Here is a 20,720-nt window from a genome sequence, read left to right as displayed (position 1 = left end):
GTGAAAAAATGAAAAATCAAAAAACACAATTATTTGGTAGCAAACTGGTTCGCCAATCGACAATTGATGCCATTAAAAAACTGACACCACAAGCACAATGGCGTAACCCAGTTATGTTCGTGGTTTACATCGGCAGTATTATTACCACTTTATTATGGATAGCGATGGTCGCTGGCTATAGTGAAGGCAACGCTTGGTTTAGTGGCATGGTCACTTTATGGCTATGGTTTACTGTGCTATTTGCCAACTTTGCAGAAGCTTTAGCGGAAGGTCGTAGTAAAGCGCAAGCTCAGAGTTTAAAAGGCGTAAAACAGCAAAGCCGAGCAACCAAGCTGGCGACTGCCTCTCTCGATGCACCGCAAGAAATGGTCAGTTCAGACCAACTGCGTAAAGGCGATATCGTCCTGATCCGCGCAGGGGAAACCATCCCTTGTGATGGTGAAGTGATTGAAGGTGGCGCCTCCGTAGATGAAAGTGCGATCACCGGTGAATCCGCCCCCGTGATCCGTGAATCCGGTGGAGACTTTTCATCGGTCACGGGGGGAACTCGCGTACTCTCTGACTGGCTGATCGTCGAATGTACGGTTAACCCAGGCGAAACATTCTTAGATCGCATGATCTCCATGGTAGAAGGCGCACAACGCCGTAAAACCCCCAATGAAATCGCGCTCACTATCTTATTAACCGCACTGACCATTATCTTTGTTTTAGTCTGTGCAACGTTATATCCATTCACCTTGTTTGCTACTGAATACGCGGGTGCCGGTGGTGCAGTCTCTATCATTGTGTTGATTGCGTTACTTATCTGTCTGATCCCAACCACCATTGGCGGGCTACTATCTTCCATTGGGGTTGCCGGAATGAGCCGTATGCTGGGTGCCAACGTGATTGCCACCAGCGGGCGCGCCGTGGAAGCAGCGGGAGACGTTGATGTCCTGTTACTGGACAAAACGGGTACCATTACCCTCGGAAACCGTCAAGCCTCTGAGTTTTTACCGTTAAGTGGTGTCTCCGAGCAACAATTAGCGGACGCCGCTCAACTCTCCTCTCTAGCGGATGAAACCCCTGAAGGGCGCAGTATTGTGGTGCTGGCAAAACAGAAATTCAATTTACGCGAACGCGATATCCACGCCATGAACGCCACCTTTGTGCCCTTCTCCGCCATGACTCGCATGAGCGGTGTCAACGTCGGCGAACGCATGATCCGTAAAGGTTCTGCCGACGCTATTCGCCGTTATGTTGAAGCTAACCACGGCAAATTTCCTGTCGAAGCCGATAAACTTGTTGAACAAGTGGCGCAGACAGGGGGAACACCGTTAGTGGTGGTTGATAGCCAAACGGTGCTCGGCGTCGTGGCGCTCAAAGACATCGTCAAAGGCGGCATGAAAGAGCGTTTTGCACAAATGCGTGCGATGGGGATCAAAACCGTGATGATCACGGGGGATAATCACCTGACCGCGGCAGCAATCGCCGCAGAAGCAGGCGTGGATGATTTCCTCGCTGAAGCCACCCCAGAAGCAAAACTGGCGCTGATCCGACAATATCAATCGGAAGGGCGCTTAGTGGCCATGACCGGAGACGGTACCAACGATGCCCCTGCATTAGCACAAGCGGATGTGGCGGTTGCCATGAACTCGGGTACGCAAGCGGCGAAAGAAGCCGGTAACATGGTGGATTTAGATTCCAACCCAACCAAGCTGATTGAAGTCGTGCATATCGGTAAACAGATGCTGATGACTCGCGGTTCATTGACCACATTCAGTATTGCCAACGATATCGCCAAATACTTCGCGATTATTCCAGCCTGTTTTGCGGTCACATGGCCACAACTCAATGCCTTGAATATTATGCAGTTGCACTCACCAGCTTCGGCATTGCTGTCGGCGGTTATTTTTAATGCCTTGATTATCGTGTTCTTAATTCCACTGGCATTAAAAGGGGTGAATTATCGCCCAATGAGTTCTCAATCACTTTTACAGCGTAACTTGAGCCTGTATGGGTTAGGTGGCTTGATTGTCCCATTTGTGGGGATCAAACTTATCGATATGTTCATCAGCTTGTTTGGTATTTAAGGAGCCTATTATGAGCATGTTTCGTTCTTCATTAATGATTTTAGTTCTGTTAACGCTGGTGACTGGGATTGCTTATCCGCTGCTTGTGACTGGGCTCGCTAATGTTATTTTTCCAACTCAATCGATGGGCTCACTGATCTTGCAAGATAATCGCGTTATCGGTTCATCACTGATTGGGCAGTCTTACCAAAATGACAATTACTTTTATGGTCGCCCGTCTGTGACAGCTGAAATGCCTTATAACGCACTGGCCTCTGGTGGCAGCAACTTAGCCATCAGCAACCCACTGTTAACCAAGGAATTGACTGAGCGCTCAGTCGCATTGAAACAGCATGAACCCGATGGTGGTGATATTCTGCCTGTAGATTTACTGACTGCCTCTTCCAGCGGGCTAGATCCACATATTTCCGTTGCCGCTGCGTTATATCAAGCGCCACGTATTGCCAAAAACAGACAGTTATCGATAGACAAGGTAAAATCGTTGATCACTGATAATACGCAATCTCCTCTGTTTCGATTTTTAGGAGAGCCGGTCGTCAACGTATTAGAGTTAAACCTTGCCCTTGATACCTATCAACGGGAAGCTAACAGTCAAAATCACTGAGGTCAGTTATGAATAATCAGGAGCCTATCCGCCCAAACCCAGATGACCTGTTGGTAAAGGCAAACGAAAGTGGACGTGGCAAACTTAAGATTTTCTTCGGTGCTTGCGCCGGTGTCGGGAAAACTTATGCCATGTTGCAAGAAGCGCAACGCCTTCGAGCACAAGGGTTAGACGTGTTGATTGGCGTGGTCGAAACTCATGAACGAGAAGAAACCGCCGCACTGCTGGATGGGCTCCCGCAACTTCCTCCGTTAAAAATCAGCCATCGAGGGCGTCGCCTGCACGCCTTCGATATTGATGCAGCATTGGCAAGGCATCCTGCCATTATCTTGATGGATGAACTTGCCTTCAGTAATCCAAACGGCAGCCGCCACCCTAAGCGCTGGCAAGATGTCGAAGAATTACTGGATGCGGGCATTGACGTTCTCACCACCGTTAACGTTCAACATATTGAAAGCTTAAATGACATTGTCGGCAGCATCACCGGTATCCGCGTGCGCGAAACGGTGCCTGACCATATTTTTGATGCCGCCAATGAAGTGGTTTTAGTGGATTTACCCCCAGATGATCTGCGCCAACGTTTAAAAGAAGGCAAAGTGTATATTCCGGGACAGGCTGAACGTGCTATCGAGCATTTTTTCCGTAAAGGAAACTTAATTGCTTTACGGGAATTAGCCCTACGCCGCACAGCTGATCGCGTTGATGACCAAATGCGTGAGTTTCGTGATGGTAAAGGCGAAGCCCCCGTTTGGCATACCCGCGACGGATTACTTTTATGCATCGGGCATAATACAGGCAATGAAAAACTGGTTCGCGCCGCCGCTCGCCTTGCCGCTAAGTTCGGCAGTGTTTGGCATGCGGTGTATGTAGAAACCCCAACCTTACACCAACTTCCTGAAAATCAGCGCCGAGCTATTTTAAAAGCCTTGAGGCTAGCGCAAGATTTAGGCGCAGAAACCACCACCCTTTCTGATCCTAATGAAGAAAAAGCCATTTTGCGTTACGCACGGGAGCATAACCTCGGTAAAATTTTGATCGGCCGACGGGATAAACATCGCAAATGGTATAAATTCAATTTACACCAAGGTTTTGCGGATAGGCTAGGTAAACTCGGGCCTGATTTAGATTTGATCATTGTCGCCCTTGAAGAAAAAAGCGATTGGGATAAAGAGCCAGAAAGAAAGCCGTTTACCGAAAAATGGCGCTCTGATGTCAATGGCTATTTAATGGCGATCGCCATGTGTGCGGCTATCACCCTATTTTCTCGAACCTTCTTATTGGCGCTGGATAAAGCCAACTTAGTCACCCTCTATTTATTGGGAGTGGTATTAGTCGCGTTATTTTACGGTCGCCGCCCTTCCGTTTTCGCCGCATTAGTCAACGTGATTAGTTTTGACTTATTCTTTGTTCAGCCTCATTTCTCTTTGGCTATCATGGATATGCAGTATCTGGTGACTTTTACCGTAATGCTGATTGTGGGGGTGGTTGTCGGGAACTTAACCGCAGGTATGCGCTATCAGGCAAGAATTGCCCGTTATCGAGAACAACGCACGCGCCATTTATATGAAATGACCAAAGAGCTAGGTCAAGCCCTCAGCACGGAAGATATCGGTAAAACTGGCTACCACTTTTTAAACAACGCCTTTCAGGCAAAAACCTGTTTGCTACTCCCCGATGAAAACAACCAACTGACGCCATTACAATGCGAAGGTTATAGCCAGTTGCAAATCGACAAAGCGATCGCAAAATGGAGCTTCGATAAGCGCCAGCCTGCAGGTGCAGGGACGGACACACTTCCCAGCGTGCCGTACCAATTACAGCCCATCACAACGGCGGATGAAACCCTTGCCGTGCTCGCCATTGAGCCGCGTAATATTCGCCAATTATTGATCCCCGAACAGCAGCGTATGTTGCAAACCTTTACCGGATTAATCGCCAGCAGCCTTTCCCGCCTGCAACTGACCAAACAAGCAGAGAGAGCCAAACTGGATGTTGAACGGGAGCAATTACGAAATTCACTGCTGGCAGCCTTATCCCATGATCTCAAAACGCCACTGACTGTTTTATTTGGTCAAAGTGAAATTTTGATGTTGGAGTTATCAGCCGAAAATTCACCGCTCACCGCACAAGTCAGCCAGATGCGCCAACAGGTGTTAAGCACTTCGCGATTAGTGAATAATTTATTGGATATGGCTCGCTTACAATCTGGGGGGATCCACCCAAATTTGGAATGGGAATCTCTGCAAGAAATTACGAGCAGCGCAGTTCGCATCTTGGACTACACTTTAGATAGTCACCCACTTGATATTGATATTCCAGCCGATTTACTCTTGTATTGTGACGGCAATTTGATTGAGCGCGTCATCATTAACTTGCTCGAAAATGCCATAAAATACAGTGATAGCGACACCCCAATTGGTATTCGTGCGTCTATCGAATCACAAAAAGCCCATATCGAAGTGTGGGATGCCAGCAATGCCATTCCCGACGGGCAAGAAAAAACCATTTTCGATAAATTTTCCCGCGCACAAAAAGAATCAGCAATTCCGGGAGTTGGCTTAGGTTTAGCTATCTGTCGTGCTATTATCCATCTCCATGAAGGGGAAATTTGGGCTGAAAATAATGAAAAAGGTGGCGCCAGCTTCCATTTTATTTTGCCATTAAAGCCGTTACCCGAGATTGAAAACGAAAGCGAAAACGAAATTTAGGAGCACTTAGCAGACTGTGAGTTCCCATCAAATCCTGATCATTGAAGATGAAAAAGAGATCCGCCGCTTTGTTCGATTAGCGTTGGAGGGTGAAGGCTGGAAAATTTTTGAAGCTGAAAATTACCAACGAGGACTCATAGAAGCTGGTACTCGTCAGCCTGATTTGGTGATTTTAGATCTTGGATTACCCGACGGTGATGGATTGGATTTGATCCGTGATTTACGCCAATGGAGCAGTATTCCGTTGATCGTACTTTCTGCTCGTGAAGAAGAGTCCCAAAAAGTGGCCGCTCTTGATGCGGGTGCCGATGATTATTTAACGAAACCTTTTGGTATCAGTGAATTACTCGCCCGTGTCCGAGTCGCTTTGCGTCGCTTTGGTAAAGCCGGTCAAGAAAGCCCGATTTTTCAATTTGGCGATGTCACGGTGGATTTCATCAACCGTATCGTGACTAAAGGCAGCGAAGAGCTGCATCTCACCCCCATTGAGTTTCGGTTACTTAGCGAACTCGTCGCCAATAGCGGAAAAGTGCTCACTCAGCGCCATTTGTTGCTGCAAGTCTGGGGGCCAAGTTACGTCGAACATAATCATTATCTACGCATTTATATGGGGCATTTACGCCAGAAGTTGGAAAATGACCCTGCTCGCCCCGAACATCTTTTAACTGAAACCGGTATTGGCTACCGTTTTATGCCTTAATTTATGCCTTAAAACCTAAGTTTGTCTTAAAACATGATTCTCAGACTATTACTGATAGTTTATTCATCTCGGCTGCCTATAATCTCTCCAATCTTAACTTATCGGAGCGTTTCCTGTGCAATCGTTACTGACTCAAGCTTCTCGCCGTTTTGCTTCAATCTTAGTGATTTTTTTAACTATTTTCGTCACCACCAAAGCCCTTGCGCTAAGCCCAGAAGAGAAAACGCGGACTGAAGCGTTGTTAACGGAATTGGGCAAACAGCAGAATTTAACGTTCACGCGTAATGGTTCCGGTCATTCCGCACCAGAAGCTGAATCCCATTTGCGTTTAAAGCTAGGTAAAACCGAAAAGCGCTTACAGACAACAGAGCAGTTTATTGACAATGTGGCATCCAAATCCTCTATCACCGGAGAAGAGTATCAAGTCACCGATGCCCAAGGTAAAGTCACCAGCGCCAATCAGTATCTGCATGATTTACTGAAAAATAACGTTGATAAACCAGCCAAATAACCCATTTTATCCCCTCCCGATTAATGAAGCGCCCCAATAGCTAGTGGGCATTTCATTATGTCTAGCTCTTTTCGTTACACTCCTTACTCCTCGAAAAATGAAAATACCTTTTTCACGATCGAGAAGCCCCATTTCCCTGACCCAATATATCCGCCAATCAAAATCACAAGCCGAATCTTATAACCCTATTCAGACCGAAGTATTAGATGCGCTGATGAAATGCGTTGATAGTTGCCTCATTGAGCAAAGAGCAATCTGGTTGAAATCCTGACTTTCTAAAACATAAAAAACTGATTAATTATCATATGGTATTCTTAATGATTATTATTATCATTAATTATCTAAATGATTATTATTATCATTAATTATTTAAATGATTATTATTATCATATAAAATCACACACATGATATTCAATAAAGCACAAATGCATAAATCTATGCATCAATATGATTTTACTAATAAATATTAGAACCGTACGTTAAAAATAGGGATGAACAGGTATTGCTATGTTAAATAAAAATAAGCTATCAGCGCTATCACTGTTAATAGTTTCGCCATTCGCGGCTTCAGCAACTGATGTTCTGGTTGTGACTACACCAAGCTCAAGTGATTCATACACCGCAACAACGACATCTTCTGCAACAAAGAATGATACAGAGATAATGAAAATACCACAGACGGTAAATGTGGTAACCAAAACCCAAATAGAAAACAGAGCGGCAGAAACCGTTGTGGATGCACTGAGGTATACACCAGGTGTAGTTACCGAATACCGTGGTGATTCGAATCGCAATGATGAGGTATTCAGTCGCGGTTTTGATTATGCGAACAAAATTCTAGATGGCATTCCTTTTGGCGGAAATGCGTCCTCGTCAATGGGCACAACTGAGCCTTGGTTTCTAGACAGAATTGAGATGATTAAAGGACCGGCATCTGTGCAGTATGGGCAAATAAGCCCTGGTGGGGTTATTGCTATGACAAGCAAAAAACCAACCGCACAGAGCATCAATAAAATTCAGTTACGGGTCGGTAATCGAAATAAAACAGAAGGATTTTTTGATCTGGGTGGCAAGCTAACGGATGATGGAAATATCCTCTACCGTCTAAATGGCCTGGCAAAAAAGAAAGATACTCAGGTTCGAGACTATGAAGAAGAAAAATATGCCATCGCTCCCTCCATATCATTCCTAAATGAAGACACAACTTTCACTCTTCTGGCTTACTTACAAAACTCACCGAAAAATGGTTATCGAAACTTTCTTCCTAAAGTTGGCACGCTTGAATCAACCCCGGAAGGAAAAATTCCGCAAGACTTCAACATAAGCAATCCTGACTATAATATTTCCAAACAAAAACAACATAGTATCGGGTATGAATTTGAACACAATTTTAGTGATAAAATTTCACTGGTCCAAAAGGCACGCTACGCAGAGATTGATGAAAAATATAATTACTTAGTATTTAACACGTTAGCAAGTGAAGCCAAAAACTATCCTTATGTACTAAAACGAATGGCTCAGCACGAAAAAACGAAACTCAATACATTTGGCGTTGATACCCATTTAAATTTTGACATTGATAATGGGGGGCTTTATCAAACACTATTAGTCGGCGTCGATTACAAATGGACTAAAGAGGATAAACAGTTTTGGCGCGACAGAAGCGGCAATTATGATATTGATTGGCGTAACCCCCAATACCAGAAAATTGATGAATCCAAGCAGACGCTATTCACCGACCAGTTACAAAAAAGCGATCAAATCGGTATTTATATTCAAGACCAAATTGAATGGAATAGCTGGAACTTATTAGCTAGCACCCGATATGACTGGATTGAAGTAAAAACGATAGACAGAACGAACAGTGACAACTCGAAACAAAATGATGGCAAACTAACAGGCTTAGTTGGGGTGTTATACTCATTTGATAATGGTATTTCCCCTTATATTAGCTACAGCACCTCTTTTGAGCCAAATCTTGCAACCAACAGAAAGCCAGAAAGTAAGCCGTTTGATCCTAAAACAGCAAAACAAACAGAAATCGGTATTAAGTACCTCACCTCTGACCAAAAAACGCTGGCGACCTTATCTCTCTATCATATCGAGCAAAAAAACATTCCTAAATACGACTCTGAATTAGGCTATATGACCCTAATCGGCAAGGGTGAAAGTAAAGGTGTGGAAGCCCAGATAAACAGTAAACTCACCGACAAATTTGCCGTTACAGGGGCATATTCGTATACCAAAACCAAAGTGCTTGAAACGGCAAACAGTGCTGAAAAAGGAAAAGAATTTCCTCGAATCCCTAAAAATATGGCCTCTGTTTGGGGACAATATGAAGAAAATTCAGGAATGCTGAATGGACTGAAAGCCGGAGCGGGAGTGCGCTATATCGGATCCAGCAAAGCAGGGGCAGATAATAGCTTTTCTGTGCCTGGGGTAACACTTTACGATGCGATGGTTGGCTATGAACTTGCCAATATTTCCCCATCGTTGAAAGGCGCAACGATACAGTTAAACGTGAATAACTTAATGGATAAACATTATGTTTCATCCTGTGGTATGAGTGATGCCTGCTTTTATGGTATAGGCCGAACTGGTACTGTCACATTTGATTACGCTTGGTAAAACAAACAGTAAGAACAAAGGCTACGACAAATTGAGATGTAGCCTTTGTTATCTCATTAATAATAACGATTAACTTGAAAGTGAGGGCTCATGAAGTCTGTTTTACTTTACGTAATGGTCGCTTTGAGTGCAGTACCCGCAATAGCTGCGCCTTGCAACGAACTACCTCTCCAAGGGATTCAGGAAGGTGTATTCGATTCTGATGGTAGGATTTGCTTTGTTCTGCCTGCACTTAATGAAAATTATGTGGTTGCCACACTAAAAGGGGCGACAGGGGCACAATTGTTCGATCAGCAAAACCATCATTTACGCACTTTATTGGAAGCAGGACCTGCTGATGGAGAAAAGTCGCTACTTTTTTCATCCCCGACGGGGCAAGTTTCATCATTAGTATTATATGGAAATAACGGCAGTAAATGGCAGTTCGACTGTAAAATGACAGAAACTCAGCCACTCAATCGCGTGCGAAAACTTGATCCAGTCAGTCCTACTTTACAACAACTCGCAAAGGAGCTGGCTGCTGGAGGAACGACAGATACATTTTGGGAAAAACAACAGCTCATCGGTACGCCTTTAGTTGAACCCATAGATACATCTCATAAACGAGTCACTTTTTTGTGGCGCGCAGCGCGCGGTAACGTGTTTATTTTAGGGTCTCCGGCAGGCGATCACGATCCCATGTTTAAACTTGGTGACTCCGATGTATGGTTTCGCAGCTACGTGGTCCCTGCAGATACGCGTATGCAATATCAATTGGCGCCTGACGTTCCTAAAATAGATGGCAATGCGCGTGAACAACGCCGTGCTATTTTGGTCACTGCACAAGCAGATCCTTTAAATCCCACGACGATGAGTATAGAAAATGATGATAAGTGGAACACATCATCTTTACTTGATTTAAAACCCTCACGGTATTTTACCCGCGATACAATGACGCAGCCTATACGTCATGGTTCTTTGACTCGGCATACATTAAAAAGTAATTTCCTTGGAAATAGTCGGGAAATCATTCTTTATCGCCCAAAAGCGACAACGCCGGTTAGTTGGACATTGTTTTTGTTTGATGGTCAAATTTGGCAGGATAAATATCACACCGCCAATGTAATTGATGATTTGATTGCTAATCATCAATTACCCCCGATTAATATTGTCTTTATAGATAGTCTGGATAGTAAACGTCGCTCCAAGGAACTCCCTCCAAATCAAGCCTTTGCTGATTTTATGGCACTGGAACTGCTACCTTGGGTGAGCAAAAATGGTATTGAAATAAATAATAGAAAGACGATTGTGGCTGGCGCAAGTTATGGCGGATTGGCATCATCCTGGGTAGCATTGCGATATCCAAATCAATTTAGTCATGTGCTGAGCCTATCTGGCTCGTACTGGTGGGCGCCTGAAGGTGAAAAGCCAGGATGGTTAACTCGTCAATATCAGCAATCACCGCATTATCCGATCAGTTTCTGGATACAAGCAGGATTATTTGAAAACCAAGGTGCTGATGGCGGCATTTGGCTTAATAGCCAAGAGCTTGAACATGTTCTACGAGATAAAAACTACAAAACCAGCTTCCATTCATGGTCAAGTGGTCATGATTATGCAGCTTGGGTAGAAGCATTGGTCTACGGATTGAAAGACTTCACAAACCAACGTTGAATCTTCTGTGGGTGATCAGTCACATCAAAAAAACCCCAGTAATTGGCAGTCCAACTATTGGGGGTTAATAAACTGTTTTTTTCTTAGGCTGTTCTCAGCAATCCTCTAAATAATTCGCGTTGTAGCAAGGCGGCAAGTGAGCTAATCCCTAGGAGCATACAAAAGTATGTGACTAGGGTTAGCGAATGCAGCCAACGCCGCTACAGCGCGAAGTATGACGAGGATTTAGTTAGACTCAATCTTAGCCCACGTATCACGCAACCCAACCGTACGGTTAAACACCAGCTTATCCGCACTGCTCAGTTTGTTATCTGCGCAGAAGTAACCTTCACGCTCAAACTGGTATGCTTTTTCTGCTGGCGCATCGCGCAGGCTTGGTTCAACGAAACCTTGGCGAATGACCAGAGATTCTGGGTTCAACACTGATAAGAAATCATCTTCAGCTGCTGGGTTTGGTACAGTAAACAGGCGGTCATACAGACGAATTTCCGCTGGCAGTGCATGTGCTGCGCTTACCCAGTGAATAACGCCTTTAACTTTACGACCGTCAGCAGGATCTTTGTTCAATGTGCCTGCATCGTAAGTACAGAAGATAGTGGTAATATTGCCTTCTGCATCTTTTTCTACGCGCTCTGCTTTGATGATGTAAGCATTACGCAGACGCACTTCTTTACCTAATACCAAACGCTTATATTGGCGGTTAGCTTCTTCGCGGAAGTCTGCACGGTCAATATACAGCTCATTGCTAAATGGCACTTCACGCGTTCCCATTTCTGGGTTGTTCGGGTGATTTGGTGCCTTCAGAATTTCTTCGCCTGCTGGCATGTTTTCAATCACTAAGCGAACTGGATCGATAACCGCCATTGCACGTGGTGCTGAGTCATTCAAGTCATCACGGATGCAAGATTCTAATGCCGCCATTTCGACGTTGTTATCTTGTTTTGTGACACCGATACGACGGCAGAATTCACGAATTGATGCAGCAGTATAACCACGACGACGTAAACCAGAGATGGTCAGCATGCGTGGGTCATCCCAACCAGCAACGTGTTTTTCAGTCACTAATTGGTTCAGTTTACGTTTTGACATCACCGTGTATTCGAGATTCAGACGAGAGAACTCGTACTGACGCGGGTGGCAATCAATCGTGATATTGTCCAGCACCCAATCATACAGACGGCGGTTGTCTTGGAATTCTAATGTACACAGTGAGTGTGTAATGCCTTCCAGCGCATCAGAAATACAGTGAGTGAAGTCGTACATCGGGTAGATGCACCATTTATTACCGGATTGGTGATGTTCTGCAAATTTAATGCGGTATAACACGGGATCACGCATAACCATAAATGGTGATGCCATGTCGATTTTCGCACGCAGACACGCTTTACCTTCTTCGAAGCCACCCTCGCGCATTTTTTCAAATAACGCTAAGTTGTCTTCAATCAGGCGCTCACGGTAAGGGCTGTTTTTACCTGGCTCTTTTAATGTGCCACGGTATTCACGAATTTCATCCGCGCTTAATTCATCAACGTAGGCAAGGCCTTTCTTGATAAGCTCAATCGCGTATTGATATAAAATATCAAAATAATCCGATGAGTAGCGAATGTTGCCGCTCCACTGGAAACCTAACCATTGGACGTCATTTTGAATGGAGTTCACATACTCAACATCTTCTTTGACCGGGTTAGTATCATCAAAGCGTAAGTTACACTGGCCTTGATAATCCTTCGCGATACCAAAGTTCAAGCAAATTGATTTCGCATGGCCAATGTGTAAGTAGCCATTCGGTTCAGGTGGAAAACGGGTATGTACTGATGTGTGTTTCCCAGTCGCCAGATCTTCATCTATGATCTGACGGATAAAGTTAGTTGGGCGAGCATCTGCCTCATTCATTGTCATCGTTCCTCAGTGCCAAAAGCGCGCTAAATTCGTATAGTAACCGAATATATTCTACCATAATACGTCCAGAAACAACCGTTTGATTAAGGTTAGTCGGCAAAAGCAATGGCAAAGGGGAATTTTTATCAAAAAATAGGCTATTTATACGAATAGCATGACCCCAAGAACCACCATCAATAAAATGGGATAGCTTTGGGCATGGCGTTTATCACTCAAGTAAGGCATCAAAAACGAAGCAAAACGAATGCCTAGCCACGAGGTCGCAATCAAAATTAAGGCGCCTTTAATATAAATCATCCCTAAGAAGCCGGAGCCTAATTCAAGGTGCTTTTCCATCGCAAAATAGAAGTAAATCAAGGAGCCCGTGATTGCCATAGGTAACGTCAGCGGGTTAGCAAATGCCGCCGCTTGCAACATGCTCGCTCCACGACGACGCATTAGAGGCACCGTCATCACACTCCCCCCCACACCTAAAAATGCCGCGACAGTACCAATTACTGTGCCGATGACGGTATCCTCAATGCATTTGCCTCTTCTTAACGTATTACCTTCTAACTGGGGTTGCATAAATCCTGGGCGAATAAAGCAGTCGAGAATAGTGATAATGAGATAACCGATAAATATCCAGCGGATCCAGTCACTGTCTACCGATAACGCGATGAGAGCGCCTAAAATCCCGCCAATCGAAATAGGCAGCATAAAAGGCTTAATAATTTGCCAGTTAAAATTCCCTTTCAGGTAGTGTGCCCGGCTCGATAAACTTGATGAGAAAATCATCACAAATGTGGACGTGGCGACGGCGATTTGCATCGCAACGTCGCTGGCATCATGGAGGGGTCCCCAAACAAGGGTAATTAAGGCGTATAACAGGGGTACCGTAATAAAACCGCCCCCGAAACCGAACAGCGCTGTTGTGATCCCCGAAATAAAACCAAATAAACAAAGTAGTAAATCCACAGGATGATCCTCAAAGATGATTGAGTTTTTATCTTATCCTTGAGAACCGTCCTGTGCTTATGCAGATTTGACAACTCACTTTGAGATTTCGCCAAATTAATTAACAAACATAACCTTTGATTTACAAACTTAAGTATATTCAATCAATTAGTTTTTTCGCCATACATCAAATTCATCAGCAAATTTCCCAACAGATTCCCCTTTCGGCGCTTTCGGCATCTGCTTAATGGCTTGAGCGACACTGATAATCAAACGCATAAATTCATCGGCGATTAGCTCTTCACTCTCATTCGGTATTTCTGTGATGTTTCGAGCCGTTTTGGGTTTCCATTGTTCCCTTAACGCATCAAAGAGATTAAACAGCTGCTGCTTGGTGCTATACAGTAGACAGCCATCTTTAAAGACATCCTGAAAGCCTAGTTCATCAATATAATAGTCAAGAAGGTCTTCGTTAGCCGGATTGTTAATATAGACCCCCTCGCCCCCAACCTTGATGAGAAAAAATAAAATACTCAGCAATGAGTAAACCATCATTTTTCCATCTAATGCTTTATTGTTTTTCTCAAAATTTTGCAGTATTTCGATTGTCGCTCGGCGGCTGTGAGGATCATAGCTACAAACACAGCCTCCCGCGGCTTTATCGGGTATTCGAACTAAAATTCGGTTACGGCTAATGAGTTTAAAACAGAAACTAAAACTCTCTTTGGTCATGACAATTTCTTGGTACTCAAGCCAATCCAAAGGCTCTTCCGATGCTAACGAGCTGATATTACAATACTTTAAATTCTCTTTGTTCATTCTGCGAATGCGAATCGCATTCCCTGAACATTGAAAAAAATGGTTCATTTTTTGAAATACATATTCGCTAGCGTCACTCACGAGCGTTATTTTTGACATCATCTTATTTATTCCTTTAAAAACAGCTTCCTTTAACCAACTGATTTCCTTAAATGATTTCTCGTCTCACTAACAAGTGAAATTAATCGCAAGGAAAATAAGCCATAAGAGAAATAAAATAGTAATAAGTGCCAAAAAGTTAAATTCGGTTATACCGAATACATGATTGATTAATATAGAAATTAACACCTTGGAAGTTAATACTTTGGGAATTAATGCTTTGGATATTAACTACTGATAATTTAGATAAAGAAATGCCAGCTGATTAAGCTGGCATTTCCTAGGTACTGCTCAGTATTTTTTATCTATACGTAGATTATTTTAATACGTGATAAATAACGGTTTCGCCGGCAGTAACCTGACCTTTCGCTAAAATATCAACACCAGCGAAGTCATCAATATTACTGATGATAACAGGGCTGATCATTGATTTTGCATTCGCTTCAAGGAATGGCAGGTCGAGTTTCAGAATCGGTGTACCCGCTTCAACTTCCGCACCCTCTTCAACTAAACGCTCACAGCCTTCACCATTTAATGCAACGGTATCAATCCCCATATGCACAATCAGTTCAACGCCATTCGCAGTTTCGAGGCAGAATGCATGGTTAGTTGGGAAAATTTTCACAATTGTCCCTGCGGCTGGCGCCACCACTTCACTGCTGGTTGGTTTGATAGCAATACCATCACCGACGATGCGGCTAGAGAACGCTTCATCCGGAACCTGATCCAGTGAGTAAACCTCACCACTAACGGGTGCGATTAACGACAAAACCGCGTTACCTTTTGCTTTTTCTGGTTCCGCTTTCTGGCTTTTTTCTGGAGCAGCCGCTGGCGCAGATGCCGCAATAGGGCCTTTTGCCATCACTTCCGTCATCGCTTTAGCAATTAATTCCGCGCGAGTTCCTACAATCACTTGCACGTTTTGCTTGTTCAGGCGGATCACGCCAGATGCACCAATACGTTTAGCAAGTGGGTCGTTGACTACCGCTGAATCTTTTACTCCTAAACGTAAACGTGTGATACACGCGTCGATGTTAACGATGTTGTCGCTACCACCTACCGCTGCAATATACTGACGAGCTTCTTTTTGAATTTCGCTTTCATCGCTGTGTGCATCGCTAACGTTTTCGTCATAACCGTCAACAGTTTCATCACCGGCGCTGACTTCACGGCCTGGAGTTAACAGGTTGAATTTGCGGATCATGAATCGGAAAATCACGTAGTAGATGCAGAAGAAGACTAAGCCTTGAACAATCAGCATGTACCAGTGAGTTGCAAGTGGGTTACGTGTCTGTAAGAACATATCCACCAGCCCCGCACTGAAGCCGAAGCCTGAAATCCATTCCATTGTTGCCGCGATATAGACAGAAATACCGGTCAATAATGCATGGATCACATACAGTACTGGTGCAACGAACATAAATGAGAATTCAAGCGGTTCAGTGATACCCGTAAAGAATGCAGCAAACGCACCTGCAATCATGATACCAGCTACTTTGGCTTTATTTTCTGGACGTGCACAGTGATAGATAGCCAGAGCCGCACCTGGCAGACCAAACATCATGATAGGGAAGAAGCCCGCTTGGTAGCGACCCGTAATCCCAACCGTTGCCAGACCTGCTTCGATGGACTTCGCACCACCTAAGAAGTTAGGAATATCGTTAATTCCCGCCACATCGAACCAGAATACGGAGTTCAGTGCATGGTGTAAGCCAACAGGAATTAATAAACGGTTAAAGAAGGCGTAGATACCTGCACCTACCGATCCCATATCTTTAATGCTTTCACCGAACGCCACTAATCCGTTATACACCACTGGCCAAACATACATCAGAATGAATGCCAGAATGATCATCAGGAATGAGGTTAAAATCGGGACGAGGCGACGACCACTGAAGAATGACAACGCTTTTGGCAGCTCAACACCACTGTAACGGTTGTAAAGTTCAGCAGAGAGAACCCCAACAAGGATACCCACGAACTGGTTATTGATTTTATTGAACGCAGCAGGAACGGATTCCACTGGCACGCTCATAATCATTGAGTAGGACGCAGGTGAACACAGTGTTGTCACGACTAAGAAGCCGACAAAACCGGTTAATGCAGCAGCACCATCTTTATCTTTAGACATTCCGTACGCAACACCAATCGCAAACAACACGGACATGTTGTCGATGATGGCAGCACCGGATTTGATCAGTAACGCAGCGATTGCGCTATTGGCGCCCCAACCATCTGGGTCAATCCAATAACCAATCCCCATTAGGATTGCGGCGGCTGGTAATACGGCGACAGGCACCATAAGCGCCCTACCAATCCGCTGTAAGTAGCTAAGAATATTCACAAACTCCCCCTTTGTATCGCTCTATTTTTGTCCCATTTCAGGATCTTATTTTCACGCATCGGAAATATATCCGAAGTCGCTTAATTATAGCAATTCATAGAATAGATGAATTTTTTCGCGATACAAAATAAATAGCTGGAAACTGTGATAAATGTCAACGAAAGAAACCTAATATTGACTAAATTAGTAGCTATTCTCGAAAACTTATTTTATGATTAAAAATAAGTTTTTTATATGATTTGCTGTATATACTCCAAGTACCTCAGTCATAAGAAAATGTTGAAAATGATCAACACAATTGAGATTTGGGGTCCTACAAGTATAAATTTAAAGAAACACTAGAGGTAAAAGTACATGAGGCTTATCCCATTAAATAATGCTCATGATGTTGGCGTATGGTCCGCACAGTACATCGCTGATAAAATCAACGCATTTAATCCGACAGCTGAACGCCCTTTCGTTCTAGGCTTACCGACCGGCGGAACACCGCTTGCCACCTACAAAGAATTAATTGCCTTATATAAAGCAGGTAAAGTCAGCTTTAAGCATGTCGTGACATTTAATATGGATGAATACATTGGTATTCCAAAAGATCATCCACAAAGTTACCACACGTTTATGCACCAAAACTTTTTCAATCACATTGATATCCAAGCCGAAAACATCAATTTACTCAATGGTAATGCACCTGATGTCGATGCTGAATGTCAACGCTATGAAGACAAAATCAAATCCTACGGTCAAATCAACCTGTTTATGGGTGGTGTAGGTAATGATGGTCATATCGCGTTTAATGAGCCAGGTTCTTCTTTAAGTTCGAGAACACGTATCAAAACGCTGACACCAGAAACTCGCCAAGCTAACTCCCGTTTCTTTGATAACGATATCAATCAAGTTCCTAAATATGCATTAACTGTGGGTGTTGCTACTTTATTAGATGCGAAAGAACTGATGGTGTTAGCGACGGGTGCAAACAAAGCGGATGCCGTTCATGCTGCGGTAGAAGGTTCTGTTAACCACTTATGGACAATCAGCTGTGTGCAGCTACATCCTAAAGCATTGATTGTCTGTGATGAGCCAGCAACATTAGAATTGAAAGTCAAAACGCTCAAATATTTCAAACAATTAGAATGTTCGAATATCGAGCAATTTGATTAATTTATACTCAGCCCTATTTTAGCTTCTCTAAAAGAGCCTAAAATAGATAGAGTATCGAACACCCGACCCGCCATACTGATGCGGGTCGGTGACCCATTTTACTCGCGGTCAGGAGTTTTACGCTATGTACGCATTAACTAATTGCATTATTTTTACAGGTCACGAAAGACTGGATAACCACGCAGTCATTATTGATGGCGAAATCATCAAAGCGGTGTGCCCAGAATCCGAACTCGCTCACGATATCGAACGTAGAGATTTAAAAGGTGCCATTCTATCGGCTGGCTTTATTGATCTCCAAGTGAATGGCTGTGGCGGCGTGCAATTCAATGACAACGAAGAAAACGTCACATTGAAAAACCTCGAAATCATGCAAAAAGCCAATGAGCGTGCGGGGTGTACTAGCTTTCTACCAACACTGATTACCTGTTCAGATGAATTAATGAAGCATGGCGTTGATGTCATGACTGAATATCTGAAACGCAATAAAAACCAAGCGCTTGGTTTACATATTGAAGGCCCTTACATTAATTTGATTAAAAAAGGGACTCATAACCCAGAATTTATCCGTAAGCCATCAGTCGAGATGATGGATTACTTAGCAGCACATGCTGATGCGATTAGCATGATCACGCTTGCACCTGAAATTGTTGAGCAACGCTTTATCCACCAGCTCACCGAAGCGGGTATTGTGGTCTCAGCGGGTCACTCCAATGCAACCTATGAAGAAGCGCGTCAAGGCTTCCGCTCGGGTATTCGTGCATCGACCCACCTATTCAACGCAATGCCATATATTTCTGGTCGCGGCCCTGGTCTGGTTGGCGCCATTTACGATACTCCTGAAGTCTATGCAGGCATTATCGCGGACGGTCTACATGTTCAATGGGCCAATATCCGTAATAGTAAACAGCTCAAAGGGGATAAACTGGTTTTAGTCACCGATGCGACAGCGCCAGCGGGAATTGATCCCCAAACAGGTGAAATGGATCATTTTATCTTCGCAGGTAAAACCATATACTATCGCAATGGATTATGTGTCGATGAAAATGGCACACTGAGCGGCTCTTCCCTGACCATGATTAATGCGGTGAAAAACAGTGTTGAACATGTTGGCATTCCTCTTGATGAAACATTAAGAATGGCCACCCTTTACCCAGCAAGAGCCATTGGGGTAGAGGCAACATTAGGTTCCATCGAAGCCGGCAAAACGGCTAACTTGACTGCCTTTAACCAAGACTTCCAAGTCCTTTCAACTTATGTAAACGGAGAGGAAGTCTATAAAAATGAGTAACTAGCTGATGAATCAAAGCCACTCGCTAAAGCAAATTGGTAATATTGATCTCGTAAAACAACTCAACAGTGCTGTCGTTTACAGCCTGATTGATCAACAAGGACCGATATCGAGAATTCAGATAGCGGAACAGAGCCAACTTGCGCCAGCGAGTGTCACAAAAATCACTCGTCAATTACTCGAACGCGGTTTAATTAAAGAAGTAGACCAGCAGGCCTCCACCGGAGGCCGTCGCGCTATATCCATCGTCTCCGAATACAAACATTTCCATACCATCGGTGTGCGCTTGGGGCGTTACGATGCCACAATCGCCCTGTATGACCTTAGCGGTAAAATGCTGGCAGACGGCCACTACCCTATTACAGAACCTACTCAGCAAATCGTTGAACAGAAACTGATTGCAGCACTTGAAGATTTTATCTCGCTGCACCAGCGACGTATCCGTGAATTGATTGCTATTTCGGTGATATTGCCAGGGCTGGTCAATCCGCACTCTGGAATTGTCCACTATATGCCACATATTAAAGTGGATAATTGGCAGTTGATTGATAACCTACAGCAGCATTTCAATCTCACCTGTTATGTTGGGCACGATATTCGCAGCCTCGCCCTCGCTGAGAGCTATTTCGGAGCCACCCAAGATTGTGAGGACTCACTTCTTGTACGCATCCACAGAGGCGCTGGAGCGGGTTTAGTCGTTAATAAAGAGATCCTTCTTAATCATCGAGGTAATCTTGGGGAGATTGGGCATATCCAAGTTGACCCACTAGGTGAGCTTTGCCATTGTGGTAATTTTGGTTGTTTAGAAACCATCGCCTCCAACCAAGCCATTGAAGCTCGCGTGAAACAGCGCTTAGAACAAGGCTATACGAGCCAATTAACCCCTGAAACCAGTTCAATTACCCATATTTGCCAAGCCGCAAACAAAGGCGACCCACTGGCAACCGAGGTTATCCAACACGTCGGACGCCAAATTGGTAAAGCTATCGCCATTACCATTAACTTGTTTAACCCTGAAAAAGTGGTGATCGCCGGAGACATTACTGAAGCTGAGCAGGTTCTATTACCTGCCATTCAAAGCTGCATTGATACCCAAGCGTTAAAAGGTTTCCGTGAAAACTTACCGATTGTCACCTCGCAACTGGTTCATAATTCAGCAATTGGTGCATTTGCACTGACAAAACGCGCCATGTTAAACGGCGAATTACTCCAAAGATTATTAGAAAGTTAACTTTGCGCTCTTTCTTATCGGTAAACAGCAAAATAGCGCAATAAATCCCAGTGTGATTTTTAACCAT

General features: G+C 44.1%; 14 protein-coding genes. 10 read left to right on the top strand and 4 right to left on the bottom strand.

Going from position 1 to position 20,720, the window contains the following annotated elements; genetic code table 11:
- Window positions 1-8: 8 nt before the first annotated feature.
- The 7 genes from kdpB (at window position 9) to QS795_RS04575 (ending at window position 10,876) form a co-directional block, all read left to right on the top strand.
- Window positions 9-2,072, top strand: coding sequence for a potassium-transporting ATPase subunit KdpB (gene kdpB, locus QS795_RS04605; protein WP_286270135.1), 2,064 nt, complete (start codon window positions 9-11; stop codon window positions 2,070-2,072).
- A 10-nt stretch (window positions 2,073-2,082) separates the two neighbouring features.
- Window positions 2,083-2,676, top strand: coding sequence for a potassium-transporting ATPase subunit KdpC (gene kdpC, locus QS795_RS04600; protein ID WP_181478124.1), 594 nt, complete (start codon window positions 2,083-2,085; stop codon window positions 2,674-2,676).
- Window positions 2,677-2,684: 8 nt separating this feature from the next.
- Complete coding sequence (gene kdpD / locus QS795_RS04595; RefSeq protein ID WP_154604634.1) at window positions 2,685-5,384, top strand: two-component system sensor histidine kinase KdpD; 2,700 nt, start codon at window positions 2,685-2,687, stop codon at window positions 5,382-5,384.
- Window positions 5,385-5,400: 16 nt separating this feature from the next.
- Window positions 5,401-6,084 carry a two-component system response regulator KdpE gene (gene kdpE, locus QS795_RS04590; RefSeq protein WP_286270130.1) on the top strand — a complete coding sequence of 228 codons (684 nt, stop codon included), beginning with the start codon at window positions 5,401-5,403 and terminating at the stop codon, window positions 6,082-6,084.
- Window positions 6,085-6,199: 115 nt separating this feature from the next.
- On the top strand, window positions 6,200-6,595 hold the full coding sequence (locus QS795_RS04585; RefSeq protein WP_286270129.1) for a DUF5329 family protein: 396 nt from the start codon (window positions 6,200-6,202) through the stop codon (window positions 6,593-6,595).
- 507 nt (window positions 6,596-7,102) lie between these two features.
- Window positions 7,103-9,223: a TonB-dependent siderophore receptor gene (locus tag QS795_RS04580; protein ID WP_286270128.1), complete on the top strand. Its 2,121-nt coding sequence runs from the start codon at window positions 7,103-7,105 to the stop codon at window positions 9,221-9,223.
- 90 nt (window positions 9,224-9,313) lie between these two features.
- Window positions 9,314-10,876, top strand: a complete 1,563-nt coding sequence (locus QS795_RS04575) for an esterase family protein (RefSeq protein WP_318626959.1) — start codon at window positions 9,314-9,316, stop codon at window positions 10,874-10,876.
- Between the two features lie 225 nt (window positions 10,877-11,101).
- On the opposite strand, the gene glnS is transcribed toward QS795_RS04575, so the two are convergent.
- The 4 genes from glnS to nagE form a co-directional block, all read right to left on the bottom strand.
- Window positions 11,102-12,769, bottom strand: coding sequence for a glutamine--tRNA ligase (gene glnS, locus QS795_RS04570; RefSeq protein ID WP_108479374.1), 1,668 nt, complete (start codon window positions 12,767-12,769; stop codon window positions 11,102-11,104).
- Between the two features lie 147 nt (window positions 12,770-12,916).
- Window positions 12,917-13,732: a sulfite exporter TauE/SafE family protein gene (locus QS795_RS04565; RefSeq protein ID WP_286270124.1), complete on the bottom strand. Its 816-nt coding sequence runs from the start codon at window positions 13,730-13,732 to the stop codon at window positions 12,917-12,919.
- Window positions 13,733-13,879: 147 nt separating this feature from the next.
- Window positions 13,880-14,632, bottom strand: coding sequence for a hypothetical protein (locus tag QS795_RS04560; RefSeq protein WP_286270122.1), 753 nt, complete (start codon window positions 14,630-14,632; stop codon window positions 13,880-13,882).
- Between the two features lie 313 nt (window positions 14,633-14,945).
- The gene (gene nagE / locus QS795_RS04555) at window positions 14,946-16,973 is read right to left on the bottom strand and encodes an N-acetylglucosamine-specific PTS transporter subunit IIBC (protein ID WP_286270120.1); all 2,028 of its coding nucleotides are present in this window, start codon (window positions 16,971-16,973) and stop codon (window positions 14,946-14,948) included.
- Window positions 16,974-17,327: 354 nt separating this feature from the next.
- On the opposite strand from nagE, the gene nagB reads away from it, so the two are divergent.
- The 3 genes from nagB (at window position 17,328) to nagC (ending at window position 20,653) form a co-directional block, all read left to right on the top strand.
- On the top strand, window positions 17,328-18,131 hold the full coding sequence (nagB, locus tag QS795_RS04550; RefSeq protein WP_108479370.1) for a glucosamine-6-phosphate deaminase: 804 nt from the start codon (window positions 17,328-17,330) through the stop codon (window positions 18,129-18,131).
- Between the two features lie 124 nt (window positions 18,132-18,255).
- Window positions 18,256-19,422, top strand: coding sequence for an N-acetylglucosamine-6-phosphate deacetylase (gene nagA, locus QS795_RS04545; protein WP_036978272.1), 1,167 nt, complete (start codon window positions 18,256-18,258; stop codon window positions 19,420-19,422).
- 7 nt (window positions 19,423-19,429) lie between these two features.
- Window positions 19,430-20,653, top strand: a complete 1,224-nt coding sequence (gene nagC, locus QS795_RS04540) for a DNA-binding transcriptional regulator NagC (protein ID WP_154628697.1) — start codon at window positions 19,430-19,432, stop codon at window positions 20,651-20,653.
- Window positions 20,654-20,720 lie beyond the last annotated feature (67 nt).

The sequence above is a fragment of the Providencia zhijiangensis genome (genome assembly GCF_030315915.2).
GTDB lineage: Bacteria > Pseudomonadota > Gammaproteobacteria > Enterobacterales > Enterobacteriaceae > Providencia > Providencia zhijiangensis.
The sequence above is the reverse complement of the archived record's forward strand: the minus strand, read 5'-3'. Positions and strand labels throughout refer to the sequence as shown.